The sequence below is a fragment of the Leisingera sp. McT4-56 genome (assembly GCF_020514995.1).
GTDB lineage: Bacteria > Pseudomonadota > Alphaproteobacteria > Rhodobacterales > Rhodobacteraceae > Leisingera > Leisingera aquaemixtae_A.
Window position 1 is genome coordinate 679,052 of sequence record NZ_JAJALF010000001.1, and the last position, 25,664, is coordinate 704,715.

Below are 25,664 nucleotides of genomic sequence, written 5' to 3' on the forward strand. Positions count from 1 at the left end.
CATAATCAATGACTAAGACGGCGCAGTTTTGATCCAGATCAGGGCTGGAACAGGGTTTGGCAGGCATCACCTCAGCGTGAACACAAGAAAAGGGACGCACCCCATGAAACGTATGGTTTCCGCACTTGCGCTGACCTCTGCCCTGGCCGCCCTGGCCGCCCCTGCCTTTGCCCAGCAGCAAGGCGACTGGACCGTCGGCGTCGGCATCGCCAACGTGAACCCGAAATCCGGCAACGGCACCCTGGCCGGTTTCGACGCCGACATCGACGACGGCACCGCGCTGTCGCTGACCGTCGAGTACTTCTTCCGCGACAACTGGGGTGTCGAGCTGCTGGCGGCGTCGCCGTTTGAGCATGACATCAGCCTGGGCGGCACCGAGATCGCCTCGGCCAAACAGCTGCCGCCGACCCTGTCGATCAACTACCACTTCCCGACCCAGGGCGCGATCAAGCCGTTCCTTGGCCTGGGTGTGAACTATACCACCTTCTTCGAGGAAGAGACCGCCCTCGGCAATCTTGAGCTGGACGACAGCTTCGGCATCGCGGTCAATGCCGGCGCCGACTACCAGATCTCCGACAACGGTGCGCTGCGGCTCAACGTCCGTTGGATGGACATCGACACCGACGCATCCCTGGACGGCGCCTACCTCGGCACCGCGGAGATCGATCCGGTTGTCGTGAACCTCGCTTACGTGCACCGCTTCTGATCCTTTGTGATCCGGTTCCGGTCCGGCGGCTGCTCCTGCGCCGCCGGGCCCGCTGAAAGACCCCGCCGCCCCTCTGGAGCTGCGGGGTCTGCTTTTTACATGGTGCTCATCAGCTCCCGGCCGATCAGCATCCGGCGGATTTCGCTGGTGCCTGCACCGATCTCCATCAGCTTGGCATCGCGGAAAATGCGGCCCACCGGGTTGTCGGACAGGTAGCCCGCACCGCCAAAGGCCTGCACCGCCTGGTGCGCCTGGGTCATCGCGACCTCGGAAGCGTAGAGGCAGCAGGCTGCGGCGTCCTGGCGGGTCACGGTGCCCTTGTCGCAGGCTTTGGCAACCTCATAGACGTAGGCACGCGCCGTGTTCATCGCCGTGTACATGTCGGCGATCTTGGCCTGCATCAGCTGGAAGTTCCCGATCGGCTGGCCGAACTGCTTGCGCTCTTTCATGTAGGGCATCATCTCGTCCATGCAGGCAGCCATGATGCCGGTGCCGATGCCTGCCAGCACCACGCGCTCGTAATCGAGACCGGACATCAGCACGCGCACGCCCTTGCCCTCTTCGCCCAGGATGTTCTCGAACGGCACTTCGACATCCTCGAACACCAGCTCGGCGGTGTTGGAGCCGCGCATGCCCAGCTTGTCGAAGTGCTTGGAGGTGGAGAAGCCCTTGAATTCCTTCTCGATCAGGAAGGCGGTGATGCCCTTGGAGCCCGCTTCCGGATCGGTCTTGGCATAGACCACCAGAGTGTCGGCATCGGGGCCGTTGGTGATCCAGTATTTGTTGCCGTTCAGGCGGAAGTGGTCGTTGCGCTTTTCCGCGCGCAGGCTCATCGACACCACGTCGGAACCGGCGCCCGCTTCGGACATGGCCAGCGCGCCGACATGCTCGCCGGAGATCAGCCGCGGCAGGTATTTCGCCTTCTGCTCGGCGTTGCCGTTCAGCTTGATCTGGTTGACGCAGAGGTTGGAATGCGCGCCGTAGGACAGCGACACGGAGGCACTGGCGCGGGCGATTTCCTCAATCGCGACGGTATGGGCCAGATAGGACATGCCGGCACCGCCGAATTCCTCCGGCACGGTGACGCCCAAGAGGCCCAGGTCACCCATCTCCCGCCACAGCTCCGCCGGGAACTCGTTCTTCTGGTCAATCTCCTGCGCCATCGGCTTGACGCGGTCCTGCGCCCAGCGGTGAACCACATCGCGCAGCGCGTTCACGTCCTCACCAAGATCGAAAGTCATGCTTGCGTTGAACATCCCGCAGATCCTCCAGGCCAGAGCCGATTATATGAACAGTTGTTCAATTCAATAGAGGAGCCCGCGATTCGGGTCAATCGTGTTCCTGTTTGAGGCGCCCGAAGGGCAGCGGGCGACCCGCGTGGGGCCGCCCGCATCCGGCAGTTTCAATTTGGCTTAGCGGACCACATGGACCACGGTGCGGCTGTCCGCCCCCACCAGGACCGGCAGGCCGTTCAGGTAGACATAGCGGTAGTCAGATTCCGGAACCGGGGTCAGCTGCACCTCTTCCGGGATCATGACGCCAGTCACCACTTCGCCCTGAACATAGACAGGTTCGGTGGCGTGACTGCGCACATAGGTCACGATTTCCTCGTCCGGCACGGCGGCCTCGCCCGCAGCGGCGCCTGCAATCGCCCCGGCCACGACACCGGCCGGGCCGGCAATCAGGCCGCCGGTGATGGCACCGCCTACGGCACCCAGCTCAGCATCGTGTTCGCCGGTTTTTTCATAGGTCACGGTGCTGATTTCCACCGGGCTGCCCTCTGCCACCACCGGCACGTATTTCTCGGCAACGGTGCCGGTCAGATATTCGCCATAGGCCCAGCCGTCAGCGCCCTCGTAGCTCACCTTGCACCAGTTGCTTTCCTCGATGCAGCCCTCAAGACCGACCGAACCCGAAGGCGAAATGACGCCGATGATCTCGTACTGCGGCCCCGGACCCGCGCGCAGGTTCAGGTCGGTCACAGCCTGCACTTCAGCGCCGGCCCAGACCGGTGCGGCCAGCAGGGCCAGAGCGGAAGCCGTCAGGGCGATTTTGGACGTGTGCACCGTTCTCTCCTCAATGCAATTTCTGTTAAAAGGCGCCTCCTTGCGCCGTTGCGGAGAGACAACGCCGGCTTTTCCTGAAAGGTTCCCGGGATCTTTTGAGCGCATCTGCGCGTAGAGTTGGCATGAGCGGGAAACAGCCGCCCCAACGCCATCAGGAGCACCACATGACACGATTGAACCGCACCCTGGCCGCTGCATTCTGCCTGGCGGGCCTGCCCGCCGCCGCCGAGGAGGTCGGCCAGATCGGAGTCGACTGGGTCGGCAACGACATCATCATCGAGGCCATCGCCGACCCCAAGGTCGAAGGCGTGACCTGCCACATCGCCTATTTCGAGCGCGGGCTGATTGACCGGCTGTCCAAGGGCAACTGGTTCGAGGATCCGTCAAACGCCTCTATCGCCTGCCGTCAGACCGGCCCCATCACCGTGGGCGATATCGACCGCGGCCGCGACGGCGAGGACGTGTTCCGCGCATCGCGCTCCATCATCCTGAAATCGCTGCGGGTGAAGCGCATCTTTGACGAGGCCAACCAGACGCTGATCTATGCCGCCCACGCGGCAGAGCTGACCGACGGGTCGGCCAAGGTCTCGATCTCGACGGTGCCGCTTTATCAGGCGGACTGATAGACGGCGGAAACCTCTGCCCGGATGATGCGGGCGATCTGGGCGCAGTCCTCCAGGCTGAAGGTCAGCGGCACCCGCATGTCGATGATGCCTGCCAGAATCCGGTCGCTTTGCGGCAGCCGCGGGGTGTCCGCATAGCGCCAACTGTCGTAGCGGGAGGTGAAGGCAACCGGCTCCGGCGTGCCGAACCACTTCAGCTCCACCCCGCGCGCGGCACAGCGGCGCACAGCCTCCTGAACCGCTTCTTCGGACCAGTCCAAAAGCAGGAACTGGATCGAGGAGCCGACATAGACCTCCTGCGCGGGGCGCTCCACTACGGTGAGCCCCGGGGTGCCGCGCAGGCCGTCCTCGACCGCGCGGTAGCGGTCGTTCCAGCGTTCCACCTGGGTACCCAGGTCGCGCAGCTGCGGCCGCAGGATGGCGGCGCGAAGATTGTCCATGCGCCCCGAGATGTTGGGGGTCTCGTATTTCACCCGCTCGAACACCTCCGGCCCCGGCGCCGCCAGATGGCGGCCGTAAAGCATGTAGGAGCCGGACAGCATAATGGCGCGGGCGGCAATCTCTTCGTCATCGGTGATCAGCAGCCCGCCCTCGCCCGAGTTCACATGCTTGTAGGTCTGGCAGGAATAGCAGCCAACCGCGCCATGTCTGCCAGAAAGCACCCCGTTCCAGGACGCCCCCATCGTATGGGCGCAATCCTCGATCACGGTGATGCCTGCCGCGTCGCAGATCTCCATCAGCCGGTCCATGTCGCACAGATGCCCGCGCATGTGCGACAGCATCAGCACCTTGGCCAGGCCCGCCTTGGCCGCCAGATCCTCCAAGTCGATAGTCAGGTCTTCGGTCACTTCGACAAACACCGGCTCCGCCCCGACGGAGGCGATCGATCCGGGCACCGGCGCCAGCGTGAAGGCGTTGGTCAGCACCTTGTCGCCGGGCTTCACTCCGACTGCGCGCAGCGAGGTTGCCAGCGCGTAGCCGCCGGACGCCACCGCCAGGCAGTATTTCGCGCCCATCCGCGCCGCGAACTCCTGCTCCAGCAGGGCGGTTTCGCCCTCTTCACCCTCCGCTACGTTGTAACGGTGCAGGCGCCCGTGGCGAAGCACCGCCAGCGCGGCCTCGATCGCGTCTTCGGGAATGGGTTCTTGCTGGGTGAAAGACCCGGTAAATGTCTCGCTCATGCGGCGTTTGTGAGCCGCCGCCGGCGACGCGTCAAGTGCGAACCCCGGCAGACGAATATCCCGAAACTAAGTTGCGGGATCACGCAATCAGCCGTTCGGCGACTTCCGGCAGGTCCTCAAACCGGTGCAACAGCGCTTCTGGCTTGAGGGCCGCCATATCATCCCCCGAGGGGCCGAAGGTCACCAGCACCGAAGGCACGCCGGCATTGGCCGAGGTGTTGCGGTCGGTGTCGCTGTCGCCGACCAGCAGTGTGCGGGACGGATCGCCGCCCGCGCGGCGGGCGGCCTCGAACAGCGGTTCGGGATCTGGTTTGCGCACCGGCAGCGTGTCTGCACCGACCAGCGAGGCAAAGGCATCCCGCACCCCGAGGCTGCGCATCAGCTGGTCTGCCAGCCCCTCCGGCTTGTTGGTGCAGATGCCGACGCCGAAACCTGCGGTTTTCAGCACCTCCACGGCCTCCATCGCGCCGGGATAGAGCACGGTGTGAAGGTCGATTGCTTCGCGGTAGACATCCAGGAACACGGGGTAGAATTCTTCCACTACCGCCGGATCATACTGACCCACACGTTTCAACCCATGCGTCAGCATCATCCGGGCGCCGCGCAGCGACACTGCCGCATCCTGCGGATGGCTCAGCACATCGCCCAGCCCCATTTGCCGGAAACAAGCATTGGCCGCCGCCAGCAGATCGCCGGAGGTATCCGCCAGCGTGCCGTCCAGATCGAAGATAACCGTTCGCATATCCTGCCCTTTCGGCACTTTTCCGCCGCCGCATATTGCAGCCCGCAATCTTGTTTGATGGCGCGGTCCCTTGCGCCCCGCCCCCCAGCGGATAAAACGGGAGCGCTAAAAAGACAAAGAGAAAAGCGATTATGAGCATTGCCCTTGTCATCCTGGCGGCCGGAAAAGGCACGCGGATGAACTCCGACCTCCCCAAAGTGCTGCACCCGATCGCCTATGCGCCGATGCTGGAGCATGCGATGGCCGCAGGCCGTGCGCTGGAGCCGGAGCGCACCATCATCGTGGCAGGCCACGGGGCCGAGGCAGTGCGCGAAGCCGTGGCCGGACTCGACGAGACCGCCGAAGTTGTGCTGCAGGAGGAACAGCTTGGCACCGCCCATGCGGTTGATCAGGCCCGCGCCGCACTGGAAGGGTTCGCGGGTGATGTGATTGTCCTTTATGGTGACACGCCTTTCGTCAGCGCCGGGACGCTGGAACGGATGGTCGACGCCCGCCAGCGCGCCGATCTGGTCATTCTGGGGTTTCAGGCCGCCGACCCGGGCCGCTACGGCCGCCTGGTGATGGACGGCGACAGCCTGGAGCGGATTGTCGAATTCAAGGACGCCAGCGAAGCCGAACGCGCCATTACCTTTTGCAATTCCGGCCTGATGGCGGGCAAAGCCAGCGTAGTCTTCGATCTGATTGCCAAGGTCGGCAATGAAAACGCCTCCGGCGAATACTACCTGACCGATCTCGTGGAACTGGCCCGGCATGAGGACTTCAAGGTGACCGCCGTGTACTGCGACGAGGCAGAGACGCTGGGCGTCAACTCGCGGGCTGAGCTGGCGCAGGCGGATGCACTGTTCCAGGCGCGGGCGCGGGCGGAACTGATGGAACTGGGCGTTACCCTGATGGTGCCGGAAACCGTCTACCTGGCTTTTGACACCGTCATTGGCAGAGACACGGTGATTGAGCCGAATGTAGTGTTCGGCCCGGGCGTAACGGTGGAAAGCGGAGCGCTGATCCGGTCGTTTTCGTATATGGAGGGCTGCCATATCAGCCGAGGCGCCCAGGTGGGGCCTTTTGCCCGCCTGCGCCCAGGTGCCGAGCTGGCCGAAAACACCCGCATCGGCAATTTCGTGGAAATCAAGAACTCTGAGATTGCCGAAGGCGCCAAGGTGAACCACCTTAGCTATATCGGCGATGCCTTTGTCGGCGAGGCCGCGAATATTGGCGCAGGCACTATTACCTGCAACTATGACGGGGTTCTGAAGCACCGCACCGAGATCGGAGCGCGCGCCTTCATCGGCTCGAACACCATGCTGGTGGCCCCGGTCCGCGTGGGCAGCGAGTCGATGACGGCGTCCGGCACGGTGGTGACAAAGAATGTCGAAGACGGCGATCTGGCCATCGGCCGGGCCGGACAGACCAACAAACCGGGCCATGCGCGCAAGCTGATGGACATGCTGCGCGCCAAGAAGGCCCGCCTGAAAAAGGGGACTAAGTGATGTGCGGAATTGTCGGTGTTCTGGGTAATCACGAAGCCGCACCTATCCTGGTCGAGGCGCTGAAACGGCTGGAATACCGCGGCTATGACAGCGCAGGCATTGCCACTGTGAACAATGGCGCCCTGCGCCGCCGCCGCGCGGTGGGCAAGCTGGTGAACCTCAGCGATCTCTTGGTGCATGAGCCGCTGGCCGGCAAGGCCGGCATCGGCCACACCCGCTGGGCCACCCATGGCGCGCCCTCTGTCAGCAACGCCCATCCGCACCGCGCCGGTGCCGTCGCGGTGGTGCACAACGGTATCATCGAAAACTACAAGGAATTGCGCGCAGAGCTTCTGAACTGCGGCATGGAGTTCCGCACCGAGACCGACACCGAAACCGTCGCCCTGATGACGGAACGCTATCTGAAAGAGGGCCACTCTCCGGTGGATGCCGCCTTCAAGACGCTGGACCAGCTGGAGGGCGCCTTTGCGCTGGCCTTCCTGTTTGATGGTGAGGAGAACCTGATCATTGCCGCCCGCAAGGGCTCGCCGCTGGCGATCGGCCACGGCAATGGCGAGATGTTCGTAGGCTCCGACGCCATCGCGCTGGCGCCGCTGACCGACCGGATCACCTATTTGGAAGAAGGCGACCGCGCCGTCGTCACCCGCGCAGGCGCGGAAATCCGCAATGCCCGGGGCGAGCTGGTGAACCGCGAAACCAAGACCATCCAGATCGACGCCACCCAGGTCGACAAGGGCGGCCACAAGCACTTCATGGCCAAGGAAATCGCCGAGCAGCCGCATGTGATCGCCGAGGCAATCCGCCATTATCTGCCGGTCGAGGAAGACGCGGTGCGCCTGCCCGGAGAGGTGGATTTCTCCAATGTCGAGCGGCTGACCATGGTCGCCTGCGGCACTGCCTATTACGCCTGTGTCACCGCGAAATACTGGTTCGAGCAGATCGCCAGGATGCCGGTCGAGGTCGATATCGCCTCGGAGTTCCGCTACCGCGAGCCGCCGATCCCGGGCAATACGCTGGCGCTGTTTGTCTCCCAGTCGGGCGAAACCGCCGACACCCTGGCGGCGCTGCGCTACTGCCAGGAGAAGGCGGACAAGATCCTATCGGTAGTAAACGTCCCCGAAAGCTCCATCGCGCGGGAAAGCGATCTGGCGCTGCCGATCTTTGCAGGGCCGGAAATCGGCGTGGCCTCCACCAAGGCCTTCACCTGCCAGCTGACGGTTCTCTTGTCGCTGGCGCTCAAGGCAGCCTGCGACCGCGGCCACCTTTCGCCCGAGGAAATGGCGGACTACGCCACCGCGATCCGCGGTCTGCCCAATGTGATGTCTGCCGCACTGGAGCAGAACGAGGCGATCCGCCAGGCTGCCCTGAAGGTGAGCGAGGCCCGCGACGTGCTGTTCCTGGGCCGCGGCCTGATGTTCCCGCTGGCGCTGGAAGGTGCGCTTAAGCTCAAGGAAATCAGCTACATCCATGCCGAGGCTTATGCGAGCGGCGAGCTGAAGCACGGCCCCATCGCGCTGATTGACAAGAACATGCCGGTGGTGGTGCTGTCACCCAAGGACACGCTGTTCGACAAATCCGTCTCCAACATGCAGGAAGTCCTAGCCCGCAAGGGCAAGGTGCTGATGATCTCCGACCAGGATGGCATCGACGAGGCCGGCGACGACGTCTGGTGCGCGATCCGGATGCCCCGCATCAAGGAAGCGCTGTCGCCGATCCTCTACGCGATCCCGGCGCAGCTCTTGGCCTATCACACCGCAGTCGCCAAAGGCACTGATGTGGACCAGCCGCGCAACCTGGCGAAATCGGTGACAGTGGAGTGAGCCATGTCCAAGCAGTTCCCGCAGATCGAAGAGGCGCACCGCAGGTTCATTGAAGAGCAGCACATGTTCTTCACCGGCTCCGCCGGGCCGGAGGGCCGTGTGAACATCTCCCCCAAGGGGATGGACTCGCTGCGGGTGCTGGGGCCGGACCGGATCGTCTGGATGAACCTGACCGGCAGCGGCAATGAAACCGCGGGCCACCTGCTGGAGGTGAACCGCATTACCCTGATGTGGTGCTCTTTCACCACCCGCCCGCAAATCCTGCGCGCCTATGGCACCGCCAAGGTGCTGCATTCCGGCGATGAAGGCTGGGAGGATTTGGCCGCCCTGTTCCCCGCCCACCGCAGCGCCCGGCAAATCTTTGATGTTTCGGTCGATCTGGTGCAGACCTCCTGCGGTTATGCGGTGCCCTTCATGGAATACCAGTCCGACCGCGACACCATGCAGAAATGGGTCGACGGCAAGTCGGACGCGGACATCCGCGCCTACTGGGCGGAAAAGAACCAGACCACCCTTGACGGCAAGCCGACCGGCGTGCCGGTGTGACGTCCCAAGCCAAGGAACGACATGCTCGAAACCTATCTTGATGCGCTGAAAGCCCAGGCCGAACCCGGCCGGGCAGAGCAGATGGCTGCCTATCACAAGCAGACACGCGAAGTGCTGGGGGTGCCGAACCCGGCCACCAACGACCTGACAAAGTCCTGGCGTCAGTCCCTAAGCGTGACAGAGCGCGTGGATCTGGCCCGCGCCCTGTGGGACACCGATATCTTCGAGGCCCGCATTGCCGCAGGCAAGCTGCTGACCCAGGCGCGGATCAAGGAGGACCAGGCGGTCTGGGAGCTGCTGCAATCCTGGGTGCCCCAGTTCGACAGCTGGGCCATTGCCGATCATGCCTGCTCTGCCATTTCAAAACGCCTGCTGGCGGACCCTTCCCGGCTTGACACAGTGGAAGCCTGGTCGCAATCGGACCACATGTGGACCCGCCGCGCGGCACTGGTGGCAACCCTGCCCTGGGCCAAGATGAACAATCTGAAACCCGCCGACAGCGCGGCCCGCGAGCGCATTCTGGGCTGGGCTGCGGCTTATGTGCCCGACCGTGACTGGTTCATGCAAAAGGCCGTCGCCTGGTGGCTGCGCGACCTCAGCAAGCACGACGCGGACCGCACCCGCGCGTTTCTGGCGGAACATGGCGGTTCCATGAAGGGGTTTGCCCGCAAGGAAGCGGCGAAGTATTTGAAAGACGCTTAGGCCTGCCATTGGCCGACCCGGCACCCGCCGGGCAGCGCACGCGAACGCCCCAAGCGGGCGGGCGCTTCCCCGGCTTCAAACAACCGCTCAGCCCGCAGGCAGCACCTGCACCTCAGCCAGCTCCGTCAGCGGTAGGCCCAGCGCCCGCATGGCGTCAATTGACAGGCGGCTGCCGCCCGTGGCCTCGCCTGGTATGGGCTTCAGTGTGACAACGGCCTGGGTATTGCGGCTGGACCGGATCAGAGCCTGCTGCTCTGCCGCCACCAGCGGTGTTTCCATCCACATGCCCGGCAGCGAGGGATCGCCCAGCGAGGCCACAGTAGACGCAGCCCCCCGGAAGGACGGCACCGATGGCGCCAGCGGTTCAGCCGCTGCCACATCAACGCCCGGCGCGGGTTGCAGCACCGGGTCCTGCGGCTCAGCCGCAACCGGCACGCCGGATCCGTTCAGAATGGAGGAGTTCAGCTGGATGCCGTTGCAGGCGGCCAGCAGGGAAATTGAAGCAAGGGAAATGACTGTCATACGCATGGGCAAACCCTAGCCAGCCGCGAAACTCTTTGCCAGTCACAAAAGCTGTCCCCCCTTGCCGCGGGCGGTGCCCCGCTTTACCTAGGAGGCATGACGGCTCCGCTTATCGATCCCTTCGCCCGCGCAATCACTTACCTGCGTGTCTCGGTCACCGACCGCTGCGACTTCCGCTGCGTTTATTGCATGTCGGAAAACATGACCTTTCTGCCCAAGAAAGATCTGCTGACGCTGGAGGAACTGGACCGGCTGTGCTCCACCTTCATCCGGCTGGGCGTCGAGAAGCTGCGGATCACCGGCGGCGAGCCGCTGGTGCGGCGCGGCATCATGACCTTCTTCAACGCAATGAGCCGCCATCTGGAAACCGGTGCCCTGCGGGAACTGACGCTGACCACCAATGGCTCGCAGCTGATGAAATACGCCGATGACCTCTACGCCGCCGGGGTGCGCCGGGTGAATATATCGCTCGACACGCTGGACGAACAGAAGTTTGCCGATGTCACCCGCTGGGGCCGCCTGCCGCAGGTGATGAAGGGCATCGATGCGGCGCAGAAGGCGGGCCTCAAGGTCAAGATCAACGCGGTTGCGCTCAAGGGGTTCAACGAAGAGGAACTGCCCCGCATCACCGAATGGTGCGCCGGACGCGGCCTTGACCTCACCTGGATCGAAGTGATGCCGATGGGCGAGGATATCGGTGCCATGGAGCGCATCGGCCAGTACTGGTCGCTGAAGGACGTTCGCAAGGAATACGAAAGCCACTACACCGTCACCGATCTGGCCGAGCGCACCGGCGGCCCGGCGCGTTATGTGCGGCTGGAGGAAACCGGCCAGAAGATCGGTTTCATCACGCCGCTCTCCCATAATTTCTGCGAAAGCTGCAACCGGGTGCGGGTGACCTGCACCGGCGAGATCTACACCTGCCTCGGCCAGGAGGGCAAAGCCGACCTGCGGGCGCCCCTGCGCGCCAATGAGGAAGGCACCGGCGTGCTGGAGGCCGCGATCCGCGCCGCCATCGGCGACAAGCCCCGCGGCCATGATTTCGACTACTCCCGGCAGGAGGCCGGCGGCCAGATGTCCCGCCACATGAGCCACACCGGCGGCTAACTATGTCCGGGACCGCTCCAGCGCGCAGGACGCTGCTCTATTCCCTTTACTGCGGCGCCAGCGCGCTAATTGCCCCCTTTGCCTGGCGCAAGGTCGCAGGCAAGCTGCGCGATTACGGCCTGCCGGAAGAACGGGTGCGCGAACGCCTCGGCCACGCCTCCCTGCCCCGCCCTGCCGGGCGGCTGATCTGGTTCCACGCCGCCTCTGTCGGCGAAAGCCTGTCGGTGCTGACCCTGATTGCCCGCATGGGCGAACAGGCGCCGGATGCAGAATTCCTGATTACCTCCGGCACGCCCACCTCGGCTGAGCTGATCGCCAAACGGATGCCGCCGCGCTGCCGCCACCAGTTCCCGCCGCTGGACACCGCTGCCGCCGTGGACCGCTTCCTCGCCCATTGGCAGCCCGATCTGGGAGTGTTCGTGGAAAGCGAGCTGTGGCCGCAGATGCTGGTGCGCGCCCGCAATATGGGCTGCCCCCTGGTGCTGCTGAACGCGCGTCTTTCGGACCGCTCGGTGGAAGGCTGGACAAAACGCCCGGCCACCGCGCAGTTCATCCTCGACCAGTTTAACCTGCTGGTCACCCAGAACCAGAAAACCGCTGCCAACCTGCAGGCGATGGGGGCCGCACCGGAGCGCATCCGCCCCGGCAGCAACCTCAAGGCAGTGTCAGCGCCGCTGCCGGTCGATCAGGATGCCCTCGCCAAGGCGCGCGGCAGCATCGGCGAGCGCCCCGTCTGGGTCGCTTCCTCCACCCACGACGGCGAGGAGGAAACCGTGCTGGAGGCCCACAAGACGCTGCTGAAGGCGCACCCTGACCTCTGCCTGCTGCTCGCCCCCCGCCATCCGGAACGCGGCGATGCAGTAGAAGCACTGGTCAAGGACGCAGGTCTCAGCTGCGCGCGGCGCAGCAAAGGCGTGCTGCCCGGCACCCAAACGCAAGTCTATCTGGCCGACACCCTGGGCGAGGTCGGCACCTGGTACGCGCTGTCCCCGCTGGTGTTCCTGGGCGGCTCCTTGCGCGAGATCGGCGGCCACAACCCGTTTGAACCGATGCAGGCAGGCGCCGCGGTGGTCACCGGCACCGGGCATTACAATTTCGCCGAGACTTATGCCGAACTGACCGTTCTTGGCGCCGCGGTGGAAGTACAATCTGCTGCGGCGGAGCTGGCGGCGCAGGTTTCGGAATGGCTTGAAAAGCCCGCGGTCTTCCAGGCCGCCCGCGATGCCGCCAAGGCGTTCATCTCGCGGCAGTCGGATCAATTGGACAAGACGGTGGACGCCCTGCTGGCGCTTCTGCCCCGCAAAGGAGGCCAGGATGGCTGAAGTGGACGCCAGCACGGTCGAGGTTATCGCGCCGAACTTCAAGCGCCGCCTGTCCGGCGTCACCTCCACCATCGTGCGGCTGGTGCCGCTGCAACGGCAGCATATCGCCATCGCCACGGCGGGCAGCGGCCTGCCGGGGGACATGCCGCATCTGTCGGCCTCCCAGCTTATCCTGATGGGCCGCAACGGCCCCGCAGGCGCCCGCGTCTGGCACGCCCGGCGCAACGTGGAAATGCTGGGCGGGCTGGCGCTGAAATACCTCTTGGGCAAGCGGCTGAAGCTGTTGTTCACCTCCGCGTCGCAGCGCCACCACTCCGGCTATACCAAGTGGCTGATCTCTCAGATGGACCGGGTGATCGCCACCTCGGCCAAGGGCGCGGCCTACCTTGAGAAACCTGCGCAGGTGGTGCACCACGGGATCAACACCGAAGAATTCTCCCCGCCTGCCGACAAGGCGGCGCTGCGGCGCGCGCTGGGCCTGCCGGAGGATGCGATCCTGATCGGCTGCTACGGCCGCATCCGGGCGCAGAAGGGCACCGACGTTTTTGTCGACGCCATGCTGGAGGTGCTGAAGGCGCATCCGCAAGCGGCTGGCGTCGTGATGGGCCGCGCGACGGAAAAACATGTGGCGTTTGAGAAGGGCCTGCGCGCCAAGGTGGAAGCCGCGGGCCTGTCGGGCCGTCTGCTGTTCCCGCCGGAGGTGCCGGTCTGGGAGGTTTCCCGCTGGTACCAGGCGCTGGATCTTTACGTTGCCCCGCAGCGCTGGGAGGGGTTCGGCCTCACCCCGCTCGAAGCGATGTCTTGCGGCGTGCCGGCCGTGGCGACCCGTGTCGGCGCTTTTGAAGAGCTGATTGCACCGCATGAGACCGGCCTGCTGATCGACCCGGGCGAAACCGGTCAGATGGTGGACGCGATCAACGAGGTCTTGTCCACCGAAGGCCGGCTGGCGCAATGGTCAGAGGCCGCCCGCAAACACGCCATGACCAATTTCGCGCTGGAGAAAGAGGCCGAGACCCTGGTCGCCATCTACCGCGAATTGCTGGAGCACTGACGCCTGCCGCGGCGCAAAACCTGATCCCTCTTCATCTGGCCGGAAATATCCTCGGGGGTGAATTGCGCCGCTGGCGCAAGAGGGGGCAGACAGCCCCCTCCCCGATATCCTTCAGGCCGCAGGCATCCGCTGCTCGACGATCTCCGCCCACCAGCTGCAGCCCGCGGGAATGGCCTCGTCGTTGAAGTTGTACTCCGGGTGATGCACCATCGCGGTGTCGCCGTTGCCCATCAGGATATAGGCGCCGGGGCGCTCCTCCAGCATAAAGGCGAAATCCTCGCCGCCCATCACCAGCGGCGCATCCCCGCAGGAGCCGGACACGCTGGCGGCCACCTTGGCGGCAAACTCGGTCTGCTCCTCGTGGTTCACCATCACCGGATAACCGCGGTGATAGGTGATGTCCGCGGTGCCGCCAAAGGTCGCGGCGATGCCGGTGCATACCTCATTGATCCGCTTTTCGGCCAGGTCGCGCATCTCCTTGGACATGGTGCGCACGGTGCCCTTGATCTGCACCTTCTGCGGGATCACGTTGAACGCCTTGGACGACGTCTCAAACGAAGTCACGGAGACCACGATCTGGTGCACCGGGTCGGCATTGCGCGAAGCGATGGTCTGCAGCGCCAGCACGGCTTGCGCGGCCAGAACGGTGGTGTCGATGGTCTCATGCGGTTTGGCCGCATGGCCGCCGCGGCCTTCGAAGGTGATGTCGAACTGGTCGGTTGCGGCAAAGAAGGATCCCGGGCGGATTGCAAAAGAGCCCAGCGGCTGGCCCGGCCAGTTGTGCAGGCCGTAAACCTCCTGCACGCCCCAGCGGTCCATCAGGCCGTCGTCGCACATCACCTTGGCACCGCCGCCGCCTTCTTCGGCGGGCTGGAAGATCACCACCACGGTGCCGTCGAAATTGCGGGTCTCCGACAGGTACTTGGCGGCGCCCAGCAGCATCGCGGTGTGGCCGTCATGGCCGCAGGCATGCATCGCGCCGGGGGTCTTGGAGGCATAGTCCAGACCAGTCTGCTCATGGATCGGCAGCGCATCCATGTCGGCGCGCAGGCCGATCACCTTGCCGGAGGTGTCCGCCTTGCCCTTGATCACGCCGACCACACCGGTGCGGCCGATGCCGGTCACCACCTCGTCGCAGCCGAATTCCTGCAGCTTCTGAGCCACCAGCGCGCTGGTGCGGTGGGTTTCGAACAGGATTTCCGGGTTTTCGTGGATGTCACGGCGCCAGGCGGTGATTTCATCCTGCAGTTCGGCAAAGCGGTTCTTGACCGGCATTTCTCACTCCTTTGGTTATCTGTTCCCCGCAGCCTCAGGCCGCGGGCATTCTTCGTTCCACCAGCTCGGCAAACCAGCTGCATCCCAGCGGGATCGCCTCGTCGTCAAAGACATAGGCCGGGTGGTGGCACATCTGGGTGTCGCCGTTGCCGAGGAAGATATAGGCGCCGGGGCGCTGCTCCAGCATGTAGGAGAAATCCTCGGACGGCATGATCGGCGGGGTCTCGGCATCGACCTTGGCAGAGACCGCCTGCGCCGCCTCCACTGCATGTGCAGTGCCGTTTTCATCATTGATTGTAACGGGGTAGCCTGGAAGCCACTCGACCTCTGCCGTGGCGCCGAAGGCCGCGGCAGTGCTTTCGGCGACCCGGCGCACCCAGTCCTCGGCCTGAGTGCGGTACTCGGGATCCAGGGTGCGGACGGTTCCTTGCAGTTTGGCGGTATGAGCGATTACGTTCGAAGCGGTGCTGTCGGTCTCAAAGGTGCCGACGGTCAGCACCACGCGTTTGACCGGGTCCACATTGCGCGACACGATGGAATGCAGCGAGACCACGATCTGCGAGGCCGCCAGCGTCGTGTCGATCGCCTCATGCGGGGCGGCGGCGTGGCCGCCCTTGCCGGTGACGGTGATGATGAATTCGTCCGAGGACGCCATCAACGGGCCTGGTCGGATGGCAAATTCGCCCACCGGCAGGCCTGGCATATTGTGCAGGCCATAGACCTCCTGGATGCCCCAGCGGTCCATCAGCCCGTCGTCGCACATCGCCTTGCCGCCGGCGCCGCCCTCCTCGGCCGGCTGGAAGATCAGAACGACCCTGCCGTCAAAATTCCGTGTTTCTGCAAGGTACTTGGCCGCCCCAAGCAGGATCGAGGTGTGGCCGTCATGGCCGCAGGCGTGCATCACGCCGGGCGTCTTGGAGGCATAGTCCACGCCGGAAGCCTCGGGGATCGGCAGCGCATCCATGTCGGCCCGCAGCCCGATGGCGCGGCCCGAGGCATTGGTCTTGCCCTCGATCACCGCCACCACGCCGGTCTGGCCGACACCGGTGGTGATATCGGTGATGCCGAATTCCTTGAGCCGCTCCACCACAAAGGCAGCGGTCTCGTGCACTTCGTACATCAGTTCGGGGTTCTCGTGCAGGTGATGGCGCCAAGCGGTGATCTCCTGGTGCATCTCGGCAAAGCGGTTTTTGGCCGGCATATTCCCCTCCCCTTTTTTGTTTCAGTTCCTGTGCGGCAAACTGTCCGCGAAAAAACTTAGCTTCGCAAGTATCTGGTTCCACGGGGACGCGGCTGAGCCTGCCAGAGAGCCGGCACCATGCGTGCACCCCCTGTGCACCGCCCGTGCATCCCTTGGCATCAATCTGAGCACGAAGCGCGCGGTTTCAAGGCAAAGGGAAATATCCGCTCAGCTTTTCCACCAGCTTGCGCATGAAGTCGTGGCCCGCGTCGAACTGGGCAACAGTGATGTATTCGTTGGGCTGATGCGCCTGCGCAATGTCGCCGGGGCCGCAGATCACCGCAGAGTAGCCCGCCTGCTGGAACTGGCCCGCTTCAGTGCCGTAGCTGACCACATGGGAGCCGTTGTCGCCGGTCACCCGGCGCACCAGCGCCTCGGCCTCGCCGTTTTGTTCCGGCACCAGCCCGGGCACGTCGAAGCGCTTGGACACATCGATGCGGGCTTCCGGATGGATCATCTGCATCTCCGCCTCTACCTCGCGCACCTTGGCGAGATAGGCGGCTTCCCAATCACCGGGGTTTTCTCCCGGCACCACCCGGAAATCCATCATGAAGCGGCAGTCCTTGGCGGTGATGTTATGGGCGGTGCCGCCCTCGATCATGCCGACATGGCAGGTTGTCCAGGGCGGGGTGAACATCGCCTGCACCTCGCCGGGCTCCTTGGCCATGTTTTCGGCATTTTTCTGGTTGGCCCAGTCGATCAGCCTGGCCCCTTGCATGATGGCGCTGACGCCGGTGTGCATGAGGGAGGAATGCACCTCGAACCCGACCACATGGGTGTCATAGCCGGTGCCGCCCTTGTGGCCGGTCACTGCTTGCATCATCGACGGTTCGCCGACGATCACCGCCGACCCCTTGGGCAAAAGGGGCTGCATCGCCTCGATCATCGGCGGCGCACCGGTGCAGCCGATCTCCTCGTCGAAACTCAGCGCCAGTTGCAGCGGGCGTACGACACCTTGGGTATGCGCCTCGACCAAGGCCCAAATCGCGAGGGCATCGAAGCCCTTCATGTCACAGGTGCCGCGGCCGAAGTATTTGCCGTCCTTCTCCACCACCGTGAAGGGATCGGTGTCCCAGGGCTGGCCGTCCACCGGCACCACATCGGTATGGCCCGACAGAACCACGGCGCCCTCTTCCCACGGGCCGACATGGGCAAAAACCGCGGCCTTGTGCGGCTGGTCAGGATCCACCCAGCGGTGGCTTTCGATGCCGTGGGACGACAGATACTCCTGCACCCAATCGACCAGCGGCAGGTTTGTGTCCCGGCTCACGGTCGGGAAGGAGACCAGCTGTTGCATGATCTCCAGCGGCGTCAGTCTGGCAGCCATGATCAGTAGCCGCTGTCGGTGGTCAGCACGAAATGGCCGGGCTCCAGTTCCAGGTACTCCGACGGCTCCGGCTGATAGCCGACCTCGTGAATCGGCGACGGGATCGGTTTGAAGTTCAGTTCCTTCTCGGACTTGCGCTGGCGCGGGTCGGCGATCGGCACCGCCTTCATCAGCGCCTGGGTATAGGCGTGCAGCGGGTTCTCGAAGACACGTTCACGGGGGCCGATTTCCACGATGCGGCCCAGGTACATGACGCCCACCTGATGGCTGACGCGCTCCACCACCGCCATGTCGTGGCTGATGAACAGGAACGACAGGCCCAGTTCCGCCTGCAGTTCCATCATCAGATTCAGCACCTGCGCCTGCACCGACACATCGAGCGCCGAGACCGCCTCGTCCGCGACGATCAGCTTGGGGTTCAAAGCCAGCGCGCGGGCGATGGCGATCCGCTGGCGCTGGCCGCCGGACATCTCGTGCGGGTAGCGGCGCATGAAGCTGCGCGGCAGGTGGACGCGGTCGAACAGGCTGGCAACCCGGTCATGCAGTTCGGAGCCCGAGGCCAGGCCGTAGTTCCGGATCGGTTCCGCCACCTGGTCGATCAGCTGCATCTGCGGGTTCAGGGACGCAAACGGATCCTGAAAGATCATCTGCATGTCCTGGCGCGCCTTGTGCATCTGGGACGGGCTGAATTGCAGCACATCGCGGCCTTCAAAGTTCACCTTGCCCGACAGCGGCTCCACCAGCCGCAGGATCGAGCGCCCGGCAGAGGATTTGCCGCAGCCGGATTCCCCGACCAGCGACAGGGTCTGGCCCTTGAAGACCTTGAAGGACACGTCCTCCACCGCGTGCACGTTGGAGATGGTGCGGCGCAAGAGGCCGCCCTTGACCGGGAAGCGGGTGGTCAGGTTCTGCACGTCCAGAAGCACCTCGTCGGTGCCCTTGATCGGCTCGATCTTCTGGTCCTCAACCCCCATCAGCTTCATCGGCTCGGGGTAATGCTTGCCGCGCATCTCGCCCAGTTTCGGAACCGCCGCCAGCAATGCCTTGGTGTAGTCGTGCTTGGGGTTCTCGAAAATCTCCTCGACGGTGCCTTCCTCGACCTTGTTGCCGCGGAACATGACCACCACGCGGTCGGCCATCTGGGCCACCACCGCCATGTCATGGGTGATGAACATCACCGCGGTGCCGGTCTCGCGCTTCAGCCGGTCCATCAGCGCCAGGATCTCGGCCTGGATGGTCACGTCCAGCGCGGTTGTGGGCTCGTCCGCGATCAATAGCCGCGGCTCGCAGGCCATCGCCATCGCGATCACCACCCGCTGGCGCATGCCGCCGGACAGCTCGTGCGGATACTGCTTGAGGCGGCGTTCCGGTTCCGGAATGCGGACCTGGCGCAACAGCTCAAGCGCCCGCTCTTCCGCCTGGGATTGCGACATCTTTTTGTGGATGCGCAGGCCCTCGGTCAGCTGGCGGCCGACGGTGAACACCGGATTGAGCGCAGTCATCGGCTCCTGGAAGATCATGCCGATCTCGTTGCCGCGAATCTGCTTCATCATCTCCTGTTCGGAGTCCGCGAGATTGGTCTCGCCGCCCTCGCGCCGGTTGAACAGCAGCTCGCCGCCGGCAATCTCGCCGCCGCCGAACTCCACCAGACGCATCAGCGACAGCGAAGAAACCGATTTGCCGGAGCCGGATTCGCCAACGATACAAACGGTTTCGCCGGGGCTCACGTCAAAGGAGACGTTCTCGACGCCGACAACCGGGCCGTCCTTGGTCTGAAACTCCACCCGCAGATTTCTTATGGACGCAATGGCGTTGTCCAGCATGACGGCTCCCTGGTTTTTATTTCTCTGATCCGCCGGAAAAGGCGGCCTCAGGTTTCGGAGTAAACTCTACTTTGCACAAAAAAGCTCATGCAAATTATGCATGAGCGTTTCGAAATTGGAATTTGCATTTTCGCGGCAAAAGGTTTTCGATACCCCTGTGGTTGCCTGCAGGCGGCATGCGCCGGTGCGTCCGGGGCGCCGTCAAAGCTGCTTGCTTTCAGCAGCTTAACGGGGCTTGCAGAGCCCAACGCAACACTTCCGCAGCAATGCGGCAAACCTCCGGGCCTTTTCCGGCCCGGCCAACAAAAAGACACAAAACGTGTCCGACAAGGAGTGTGTGATGAAATTGAAATCCCTATTGATGGGTGCTGTTGCCACGGCTTCGCTGGCGCCTGCGGCCTTTGCCGAGCGCGGCTCCGACGGCCAGGTCAACATCATTTACTGGCAGGCGCCGTCGATCCTGAACCCGTTCCTGTCGAGCGGCACCAAGGATGTGCAGTCGGCATCGCTGGTGATCGAGCCGCTGGCGCGCTACGACCCGCAGGGCAACATGATCCCCTATCTGGCGTCGGAAATCCCGACCGTTGAAAACGGCGGCGTCAGCGAGGACCTCACCTCGATCACCTGGAAGGTCGCGCCGGGCATCAAATGGTCCGACGGCACCGACTTCACCGCCCATGATGTGAAGTTCACCGCAGATTACTGCATGCATCCCGAAGGCGGCTGCGCCCAGCTGACCAAGTTCCAGGGTGTTACAGGCGTCGAGGTGGTGGACGATCTGACCGTCAAGGTCACATTCGACAAGCCGACCCCCTTCCCCTACGGCCCGTTTGTCGGCGGCGAAAGCCCGATCCTGCAGAAGGCCCAGTTCGAAAACTGCATGGGCGCCAAGGCGCCGGAATGCACCGAGGCCAACTTTGGCCCGATCGGCACCGGCCCGTTTGTGGTGGATGAGTTCAAGCCGAACGACGTGATCACCATGTCCGCCAACCAGAACTACCGCGACCCGGCCAAGCCTGCCTTTGCCAAGGTGCTGTTCAAGGGCGGCGGTGACGCAACCGCTGCGGGGCGCGCGGTGATGGAAACCGGCGAGTTCGACTATGCCTGGAACCTGCAGCTGGCGCCGGAAGTGATCGCGCAGATGGAAGCAGGCGGCAAGGGCACGCCGGTTGCCGGCTTCGGCTCGCTGGTGGAACGCATCATGCTGAACCAGACCGACCCGTCGCCGGAGCTGCCGGAGGGCGAGCGCTCCACCGCCAAGCATCCGCACCCGTTCCTGACCGATCCGGCTGTCTACAAGGCAATGTCGATGGCCATCGACCGCCCGCTGCTGGTGGAAATCGGCTATGGCAAGGCCGGCAAGGTCAGCTGCAACTGGGTGCCCGCGCCTGCGGCCTTCGCCTCCGACACCTTTGACTGCTCCACCCAGGACATCGAAGGCGCCAAGGCGATGCTGGAAGAAGCCGGCTACAAGGACACCAACGGCGACGGCGTGCGGGAGACCCCGGACGGCAAGCCGATGAAGATCCTGTACCAGACCTCGACCAACGCCGTCCGCCAGGACTTCCAGGCGCTGATCAAGGAATGGTGGAGCCAGATCGGCATCGAAACCGAGCTGCGCAACATCAACGCCTCCGTCTTCTTCGGCGGCGACCCGGGCTCGCCCGACACCTTCCAGCGCTTCTATGCCGACGTCGAGATGTACGCCAACAACTTCGACGGCACCGACCCGCAGTCCTATCTGGGCAACGGCCTGTGCGACAAGGCGCCGAAGCCGGAATCCCAGTGGCAGGGTGAGAACATCTCGCGCTTCTGCAACGAGGAGTTCGACCAGCTGCACGCCGAGCTGGCCAAAACCGCCGGCCTGGAAGCGCGCGCCGAGATCGGCCGCCGTCTGAACGACATCATGGTCGAAAACGGCGGCATGATCCCGCTGGTGCACCGCGGCCGCCTGTCGGCGCATTCCAACACCCTGGGCGGTGTCGACCTGAACGTCTGGGACAGCGAGCTGTGGAACGCAGCCGACTGGTACCGCATCAAGTAAGCACTGCTTGCTTCCCCGGGGCCCCGGCGCGACGCCGGGGCCCCTTGCCATCTGCAGGGGCTGCCACCGGCTGCTGCGCATGGCCTGGACGCGGGGCTCCCGCCCTGCCTGTTCCGATTTCAATACAAGTTGCAAAGGCGCTTAGCAGATGCTGACCTTTACAATCCGGCGGCTGATCCTGGCAGTTCCGACACTGCTGTTCATCAGCCTCGTGATCTTCCTGCTCCTGGAGCTCGCCCCCGGCGACCCGATGGCGCAGGTTCCCCTGACCGTCCCCGCCGAAGTCAAAGAAAAGATGCGCCTGGCCCTGGGCCTGGGCGAGCCGATGCATATCCGGTTCTGGAAATGGCTGGTGCAGTTCTTCTGGATCGAGCCGCAGGTGCTGATCGACAATATCTTCGGCACCAGCCTCGCCGAAGGCCAGCTGCGGGTGATCTCCTGGCAGACCCGCTCGCCGGTGATGGACATCGTGGTCCAGCGCATCCCGCAGACCCTGTGGGTGGTCGGCACCGCCTATGTGGTCGCCATCCTGATCGCGCTGCCGATAGGCATCTATTCCGCCTACCGCCAGTACAGCTGGTTCGACCAGATGGGCACCTTCGTGTCGATGGTCGGCTTCTCGGTGCCGCCGTTCTTCTCGGGCGTGCTGGTCATCGTGATCTTCTCGGTGCAGCTGGGCTGGTTCCCGTCGATCTATGACACCACCCATGTGGTCGACAGCTGGGACGCCTTTGTCTACCAGCTGAAGCAGATGATCATGCCGGTGATGGTGCTGGCGCTGCAGATCACCGCCCAGCTCTCCCGCTTCATGCGCGCCTCGATGCTGGACAACCTCAATCAGGATTACGTCCGCACCGCCCGCGCCAAGGGCCTCAGCGAATATGTGGTGGTGATGGTCCACGTGCTCAGGAACTCGATGATCCCGGTGGTTACCGTGATCGCGCTTGGCATCCCGTCGATCTTCGGCGGCGCCATCATCACTGAGCAGGTGTTCAAGGTGAACGGCATCGGCCAGCTGCTGATCGGCGCCATCCAGGCCAACGACCTGCCGATGGTGCAGACGCTCACCTTCATCTTTGCGGTGCTGATCGTGCTGTTCAACCTGATCGCCGACGTGCTGTACGGCATTCTTGACCCGAGGATCCGCTATGACTGACAAGGAACGCTTTGTGCCCGATGAAGGCATGGCTCCGGCCTCAACCGCGGTTCCCGCCGCCGGGCAGATGGAGGAGCTGCACCAGCCGCCGCGCAGCCAGTGGCTGGACGTCTGGGACCAGTTCAAATCCCACCGCGGCGCGCTGATGGGCGGGGCGCTGTTCCTGCTGATCATCCTGGCCGTCTATGCCGGCCCGCTGGTGTGGGATCTGGAAGCCACCAAGATCGACATCCGCGCCCGCAACCAGGGCCCCAGCTGGGCGCATCCCTTCGGCACCGACCAGCTGGGCCGCGACATGCTGGCCCGGATGATGGCGGGCGGCGCGACTTCGGTCTCCGTCGGCCTGACGGCGATGCTGCTGGCACTGTTCCTCGGCTCCTTCATCGGGGTGATGGCCGGCTTCTTCAAGAAGCTGGACGGGCCGCTGATGCGCCTCACCGACCTGTTCCTGGCGCTGCCGCTCTTGCCGCTGCTGCTGGTGATGATGCTGCTGTTCCGCGAGCCGCTGAACGCCGCCTTCGGGCCGGAACAGGGGATCTTCATCCTGATCGTGATTTCCATCGGCGTGACCAGCTGGATGCCCACCGCACGGATCGTGCGCGGCGACGTGCTGGCGCTGAAGGAGCGCGAGTTCGTGATGGCGGCGCGTTCCATCGGCACCACCAACCAGAAACTGATCACCCGGCACATCCTGCCCAACGTGCTGTCGCCGATCATGGTCTCGGCCACGCTGGGGATCGCCACCGCGATCATCACCGAGTCGTCGCTCTCCTTCCTCGGCCTCGGCTTCCCGCCGGATTTCCCGACCTGGGGGCGGCTGCTGTTCGATGCCACCGATTACCTGCAGCAGTATCCTGAGCGGGTGTTCTGGCCCGGCATGGCGATCTCACTGACGGTGCTGAGCGTGAACTACCTGGGCGATGGCCTGCGCGACGCGCTGGATCCGCGGATCCGGGGCCGCTGAGCGGAACACGCAGAAACGATAAAGGGCCGCCCCGCCGGGCGGCCCTTTCCTTTTGCACCTGCGCGGCGCGGCTCAGCGCAGCTTGCGCCGGATCCGCTGGATGCCCAGCCAGACCAGCCCGATCACCGGCAGGGTGACAGCGGCGATCAGCACCTTCCGGGACATCCCGTAGCGTTCGGCCAGCGGAAACAGAAAGTCGGAGACCAGCGCCACCGCGTAATAGCTGACGGCCACCACCGACAGCCCCTCCACCGTGTGCTGCAGCCTGAGCGCAATGTCGGCGCGCCGGTCCATGCTGGCCAAGAGCGCCTGGTTCTGCGCCGACCGCTCCACATCCACCCGCGTCCGGAGCAGCTCCCCTGCCCGGCGCGCCCGGCTGGCGAGGGTATCCAGCCGCTTCTCGGTGGAGTTCACCGTCCGCATCGCAGGCTCGAACCGCCGCAGCATGAATTCGGCAAAGGTCTGGAAGCCCTCGTGGCGTTCCTCTCGCAACAGGCTGATGCGCTGGCTGACCAGCGCGTCATAGGCGCCGGTGGCCCCGAAGCGGAATGCGGACTGCGCCGCCTTCGCCTCCAGCTCAGCCGACACCGCCAGCAGCTGGGTCAGGATCTCCTCGGCCGGTTTGGTGCCGGTGGTCATCTCCGCCATCATCTCGCTGAGACGGGTGTCCAGTTTCCCAATCACCGGCGTCAGCCCGCGGGCGCGGGAAAACCCAAGCATCGACATCGCCCGGTAGGTCTCGATCTCGCACAGCCGCTGCACCACCCGGCCGACCCGCTGGCTGCCGGTGCCCGGGTTCGGGAAAATGGCAAAGCGCACGTGGCCGGCCGGGTCGATGCGGAAGTCCCCGGCCACCACGGCGCTGTCGTCCAGCACCTGCGACACCGCCAGGCTTTCCGGCACGAACCAGTCATGCAAAGCCGCCTTCAGCTGATCCGGCTCCGTGCGCGGCACCACCCGGATCAGCGCCGAGGTGATCCGCTGGCCCGGCGCCTCCGCCAGCCAGTCGGCCGGGAAGACGTCGAAATCCGCCGGATCGAAGGCCCGCGCGCTGACCCCGTCATAATAGACGGTGTAGCTGACAAACTCGGTATGCTGCTCCCATTTGACCATGTGCCGCCCGATCTGCGCGGTATGGTGGGTCGCCCCCGGCTGGGGGTGCGGCGCGCCGTGCCGGTCCAGGAGCTGGATCAGATGCTGCATGTCCTGCATGCGGTCGCGGTGCACCGCCTCCTGCGGCTGTTTCACAGCTAGGTAGACCACCGTGCAAGGGCTGGTCATGGTCGGGAACGGGCGGGCGTGCAGCTCATTGGTCAGCTGGTAACGCAGCGGGTGATCCTGGATCGGCGGCATTCTTGGTCTCCGGGGCAATGCCGCGGACGATACTCTGGCCAAGGAAATATGTACAGAAATGTTTTATTTCAACACGTTAGCGGAATGCAACGGTATACACTTCCCCTGCACCGGCCCGGCCTGACAGAAGATCCGGAACAAAAAAGGCGCCCCGGATGGAGCGCCTTTTCACATAGGGTGAGGATCCGCTTACTGGACCAGGCCCAGCAGCGTATCGAGGCTGGCTTTCGCGTCGCCGTAGAACATGCGGGTGTTTTCCTTGAAGAACAGGGGGTTCTCGATGCCGGAATACCCCGTGCCCTGGCCGCGTTTGGAGACAAACACCTGTTTCGCCTTCCAGCATTCCAGCACCGGCATGCCGGCGATCGGCGAGTTGGGGTCTTCCTGGGCGGCCGGGTTGACGATGTCGTTGGAGCCGATCACGATCGCCACATCGGTCTGCGGGAAGTCCTCGTTGATCTCGTCCATTTCCAGGACGATGTCGTAGGGCACCTTGGCCTCGGCCAAGAGCACGTTCATGTGGCCCGGCAGGCGGCCTGCGACCGGGTGGATGGCAAAGCGCACCTCCTTGCCCTTGGCCCGCAGGCGGCGGGTCAGTTCGGCGACG

At 64.4% G+C, this 25,664-nt stretch carries 23 protein-coding genes; 12 read left to right on the forward strand and 11 right to left on the reverse strand.

What is annotated here, in order from left to right; genetic code table 11:
- Positions 1 to 103 precede the first annotated feature (103 nt).
- A complete protein-coding gene (locus LHL23_RS03280; RefSeq protein ID WP_222475035.1) occupies positions 104 to 706 on the forward strand; it encodes an OmpW/AlkL family protein in 603 nt (200 codons plus the stop codon).
- Between the two features lie 95 nt (positions 707 to 801).
- Here the strand turns inward: LHL23_RS03280 and LHL23_RS03285 are convergent, their stop codons facing one another.
- Positions 802 to 1,962 carry an isovaleryl-CoA dehydrogenase gene (locus LHL23_RS03285; protein ID WP_226428778.1) on the reverse strand — a complete coding sequence of 387 codons (1,161 nt, stop codon included), beginning with the start codon at positions 1,960 to 1,962 and terminating at the stop codon, positions 802 to 804.
- Between the two features lie 156 nt (positions 1,963 to 2,118).
- The gene (locus LHL23_RS03290; protein WP_226428779.1) at positions 2,119 to 2,772 is read right to left on the reverse strand and encodes a DUF1236 domain-containing protein; all 654 of its coding nucleotides are present in this window, start codon (positions 2,770 to 2,772) and stop codon (positions 2,119 to 2,121) included.
- Between the two features lie 164 nt (positions 2,773 to 2,936).
- Here LHL23_RS03290 and LHL23_RS03295 point away from each other — a divergent pair, with 164 nt between their 5' ends.
- The gene (locus tag LHL23_RS03295) at positions 2,937 to 3,395 is read left to right on the forward strand and encodes a CreA family protein (protein WP_226428780.1); all 459 of its coding nucleotides are present in this window, start codon (positions 2,937 to 2,939) and stop codon (positions 3,393 to 3,395) included.
- On the opposite strand, the gene LHL23_RS03300 is transcribed toward LHL23_RS03295, so the two are convergent.
- Together LHL23_RS03300 and LHL23_RS03305 are read right to left on the reverse strand one after the other, a co-directional pair.
- On the reverse strand, positions 3,383 to 4,576 hold the full coding sequence (locus tag LHL23_RS03300) for a DegT/DnrJ/EryC1/StrS family aminotransferase (RefSeq protein ID WP_226428781.1): 1,194 nt from the start codon (positions 4,574 to 4,576) through the stop codon (positions 3,383 to 3,385). The two genes, LHL23_RS03295 and LHL23_RS03300, sit on opposite strands and share 13 nt — an antisense overlap.
- A 79-nt stretch (positions 4,577 to 4,655) precedes the next feature.
- Complete coding sequence (locus tag LHL23_RS03305) at positions 4,656 to 5,318, reverse strand: HAD-IA family hydrolase (RefSeq protein WP_226428782.1); 663 nt, start codon at positions 5,316 to 5,318, stop codon at positions 4,656 to 4,658.
- Positions 5,319 to 5,449: 131 nt separating this feature from the next.
- Here LHL23_RS03305 and glmU point away from each other — a divergent pair, with 131 nt between their 5' ends.
- The 4 genes from glmU to LHL23_RS03325 are packed head-to-tail and all read left to right on the forward strand — an operon-like array spanning position 5,450 to position 9,873.
- The gene (glmU, locus tag LHL23_RS03310) at positions 5,450 to 6,805 is read left to right on the forward strand and encodes a bifunctional UDP-N-acetylglucosamine diphosphorylase/glucosamine-1-phosphate N-acetyltransferase GlmU (RefSeq protein WP_222475027.1); all 1,356 of its coding nucleotides are present in this window, start codon (positions 5,450 to 5,452) and stop codon (positions 6,803 to 6,805) included.
- The gene (glmS, locus tag LHL23_RS03315) at positions 6,805 to 8,625 is read left to right on the forward strand and encodes a glutamine--fructose-6-phosphate transaminase (isomerizing) (protein WP_226428783.1); all 1,821 of its coding nucleotides are present in this window, start codon (positions 6,805 to 6,807) and stop codon (positions 8,623 to 8,625) included. Before glmU ends, glmS begins: the two co-directional genes overlap by 1 nt.
- Before the next feature lie 3 nt (positions 8,626 to 8,628).
- Positions 8,629 to 9,171 carry a pyridoxamine 5'-phosphate oxidase family protein gene (locus LHL23_RS03320; RefSeq protein ID WP_226428784.1) on the forward strand — a complete coding sequence of 181 codons (543 nt, stop codon included), beginning with the start codon at positions 8,629 to 8,631 and terminating at the stop codon, positions 9,169 to 9,171.
- A 21-nt stretch (positions 9,172 to 9,192) separates the two neighbouring features.
- Entirely contained in the window at positions 9,193 to 9,873 is a 681-nt protein-coding gene (locus LHL23_RS03325) for a DNA alkylation repair protein (RefSeq protein ID WP_226428785.1), read from the forward strand.
- Positions 9,874 to 9,960: 87 nt separating this feature from the next.
- On the opposite strand, the gene LHL23_RS03330 is transcribed toward LHL23_RS03325, so the two are convergent.
- A complete protein-coding gene (locus LHL23_RS03330) occupies positions 9,961 to 10,401 on the reverse strand; it encodes a hypothetical protein (RefSeq protein WP_226428786.1) in 441 nt (146 codons plus the stop codon).
- Positions 10,402 to 10,491: 90 nt separating this feature from the next.
- On the opposite strand from LHL23_RS03330, the gene moaA reads away from it, so the two are divergent.
- Genes moaA through LHL23_RS03345 form a run of 3 tightly spaced genes read left to right on the forward strand, consistent with a single transcriptional unit; the run spans position 10,492 to position 13,875 of the window.
- Positions 10,492 to 11,502, forward strand: coding sequence for a GTP 3',8-cyclase MoaA (gene moaA / locus LHL23_RS03335; protein ID WP_222475018.1), 1,011 nt, complete (start codon positions 10,492 to 10,494; stop codon positions 11,500 to 11,502).
- A 2-nt stretch (positions 11,503 to 11,504) separates the two neighbouring features.
- Positions 11,505 to 12,824 carry a 3-deoxy-D-manno-octulosonic acid transferase gene (locus LHL23_RS03340; protein ID WP_226428787.1) on the forward strand — a complete coding sequence of 440 codons (1,320 nt, stop codon included), beginning with the start codon at positions 11,505 to 11,507 and terminating at the stop codon, positions 12,822 to 12,824.
- A complete protein-coding gene (locus tag LHL23_RS03345; RefSeq protein WP_226428788.1) occupies positions 12,817 to 13,875 on the forward strand; it encodes a glycosyltransferase family 4 protein in 1,059 nt (352 codons plus the stop codon). Before LHL23_RS03340 ends, LHL23_RS03345 begins: the two co-directional genes overlap by 8 nt.
- 111 nt (positions 13,876 to 13,986) lie before the next feature.
- Here the strand turns inward: LHL23_RS03345 and LHL23_RS03350 are convergent, their stop codons facing one another.
- The 4 genes from LHL23_RS03350 to LHL23_RS03365 all read right to left on the reverse strand — a co-directional run bounded on the left by LHL23_RS03350 (position 13,987) and on the right by LHL23_RS03365 (position 19,591).
- A complete protein-coding gene (locus tag LHL23_RS03350; protein WP_226428789.1) occupies positions 13,987 to 15,150 on the reverse strand; it encodes a M20 aminoacylase family protein in 1,164 nt (387 codons plus the stop codon).
- A gap of 34 nt (positions 15,151 to 15,184) precedes the next feature.
- Positions 15,185 to 16,351, reverse strand: a complete 1,167-nt coding sequence (locus LHL23_RS03355; RefSeq protein ID WP_226428790.1) for a M20 aminoacylase family protein — start codon at positions 16,349 to 16,351, stop codon at positions 15,185 to 15,187.
- Between the two features lie 184 nt (positions 16,352 to 16,535).
- Positions 16,536 to 17,717, reverse strand: a complete 1,182-nt coding sequence (gene argE / locus LHL23_RS03360) for an acetylornithine deacetylase (protein WP_226428791.1) — start codon at positions 17,715 to 17,717, stop codon at positions 16,536 to 16,538.
- A gap of 2 nt (positions 17,718 to 17,719) precedes the next feature.
- Entirely contained in the window at positions 17,720 to 19,591 is a 1,872-nt protein-coding gene (locus LHL23_RS03365) for an ABC transporter ATP-binding protein (RefSeq protein ID WP_261396971.1), read from the reverse strand.
- Between the two features lie 289 nt (positions 19,592 to 19,880).
- Here LHL23_RS03365 and LHL23_RS03370 point away from each other — a divergent pair, with 289 nt between their 5' ends.
- The 3 genes from LHL23_RS03370 to LHL23_RS03380 all read left to right on the forward strand — a co-directional run bounded on the left by LHL23_RS03370 (position 19,881) and on the right by LHL23_RS03380 (position 23,704).
- The gene (locus LHL23_RS03370; protein ID WP_222475009.1) at positions 19,881 to 21,584 is read left to right on the forward strand and encodes a peptide ABC transporter substrate-binding protein; all 1,704 of its coding nucleotides are present in this window, start codon (positions 19,881 to 19,883) and stop codon (positions 21,582 to 21,584) included.
- A gap of 148 nt (positions 21,585 to 21,732) precedes the next feature.
- A complete protein-coding gene (locus LHL23_RS03375; protein WP_222475008.1) occupies positions 21,733 to 22,740 on the forward strand; it encodes an ABC transporter permease in 1,008 nt (335 codons plus the stop codon).
- Positions 22,733 to 23,704, forward strand: a complete 972-nt coding sequence (locus tag LHL23_RS03380; protein ID WP_222475006.1) for an ABC transporter permease — start codon at positions 22,733 to 22,735, stop codon at positions 23,702 to 23,704. The genes LHL23_RS03375 and LHL23_RS03380 overlap by 8 nt, the downstream gene beginning before the upstream one ends.
- Positions 23,705 to 23,776: 72 nt before the next feature.
- Here LHL23_RS03380 and LHL23_RS03385 read toward each other — a convergent pair whose 3' ends face one another.
- Together LHL23_RS03385 and LHL23_RS03390 are read right to left on the reverse strand one after the other, a co-directional pair.
- Entirely contained in the window at positions 23,777 to 25,057 is a 1,281-nt protein-coding gene (locus LHL23_RS03385; RefSeq protein ID WP_226428792.1) for a DUF3422 family protein, read from the reverse strand.
- A gap of 189 nt (positions 25,058 to 25,246) precedes the next feature.
- A partial coding sequence (locus LHL23_RS03390; protein WP_226428793.1) for an NAD(P)(+) transhydrogenase (Re/Si-specific) subunit beta occupies positions 25,247 to 25,664 on the reverse strand: 418 nt, incomplete at its 5' end.

Bases quoted from the DNA above. Each gene is read 5' to 3' on its own strand.
- LHL23_RS03305 (WP_226428782.1), bottom strand. From the start codon at position 5,318: ATGCGAACGGTTATCTTCGATCTGGACGGCACGCTGGCGGATACCTCC.
- LHL23_RS03285 (WP_226428778.1), bottom strand. From the start codon at position 1,962: ATGTTCAACGCAAGCATGACTTTCGATCTTGGTGAGGACGTGAACGCG.
- LHL23_RS03325 (WP_226428785.1), top strand. From the start codon at position 9,193: ATGCTCGAAACCTATCTTGATGCGCTGAAAGCCCAGGCCGAACCCGGC.
- LHL23_RS03345 (WP_226428788.1), top strand. From the start codon at position 12,817: ATGGCTGAAGTGGACGCCAGCACGGTCGAGGTTATCGCGCCGAACTTC.
- LHL23_RS03330 (WP_226428786.1), bottom strand. From the start codon at position 10,401: ATGCGTATGACAGTCATTTCCCTTGCTTCAATTTCCCTGCTGGCCGCC.
- LHL23_RS03355 (WP_226428790.1), bottom strand. From the start codon at position 16,351: ATGCCGGCCAAAAACCGCTTTGCCGAGATGCACCAGGAGATCACCGCT.
- argE (WP_226428791.1), bottom strand. From the start codon at position 17,717: ATGGCTGCCAGACTGACGCCGCTGGAGATCATGCAACAGCTGGTCTCC.
- LHL23_RS03320 (WP_226428784.1), top strand. From the start codon at position 8,629: ATGTCCAAGCAGTTCCCGCAGATCGAAGAGGCGCACCGCAGGTTCATT.
- moaA (WP_222475018.1), top strand. From the start codon at position 10,492: ATGACGGCTCCGCTTATCGATCCCTTCGCCCGCGCAATCACTTACCTG.
- LHL23_RS03300 (WP_226428781.1), bottom strand. From the start codon at position 4,576: ATGAGCGAGACATTTACCGGGTCTTTCACCCAGCAAGAACCCATTCCC.
- LHL23_RS03385 (WP_226428792.1), bottom strand. From the start codon at position 25,057: ATGCCGCCGATCCAGGATCACCCGCTGCGTTACCAGCTGACCAATGAG.
- glmU (WP_222475027.1), top strand. From the start codon at position 5,450: ATGAGCATTGCCCTTGTCATCCTGGCGGCCGGAAAAGGCACGCGGATG.
- LHL23_RS03340 (WP_226428787.1), top strand. From the start codon at position 11,505: ATGTCCGGGACCGCTCCAGCGCGCAGGACGCTGCTCTATTCCCTTTAC.
- LHL23_RS03350 (WP_226428789.1), bottom strand. From the start codon at position 15,150: ATGCCGGTCAAGAACCGCTTTGCCGAACTGCAGGATGAAATCACCGCC.
- glmS (WP_226428783.1), top strand. From the start codon at position 6,805: ATGTGCGGAATTGTCGGTGTTCTGGGTAATCACGAAGCCGCACCTATC.
- LHL23_RS03370 (WP_222475009.1), top strand. From the start codon at position 19,881: ATGAAATTGAAATCCCTATTGATGGGTGCTGTTGCCACGGCTTCGCTG.
- LHL23_RS03375 (WP_222475008.1), top strand. From the start codon at position 21,733: ATGCTGACCTTTACAATCCGGCGGCTGATCCTGGCAGTTCCGACACTG.
- LHL23_RS03295 (WP_226428780.1), top strand. From the start codon at position 2,937: ATGACACGATTGAACCGCACCCTGGCCGCTGCATTCTGCCTGGCGGGC.
- LHL23_RS03380 (WP_222475006.1), top strand. From the start codon at position 22,733: ATGACTGACAAGGAACGCTTTGTGCCCGATGAAGGCATGGCTCCGGCC.
- LHL23_RS03280 (WP_222475035.1), top strand. From the start codon at position 104: ATGAAACGTATGGTTTCCGCACTTGCGCTGACCTCTGCCCTGGCCGCC.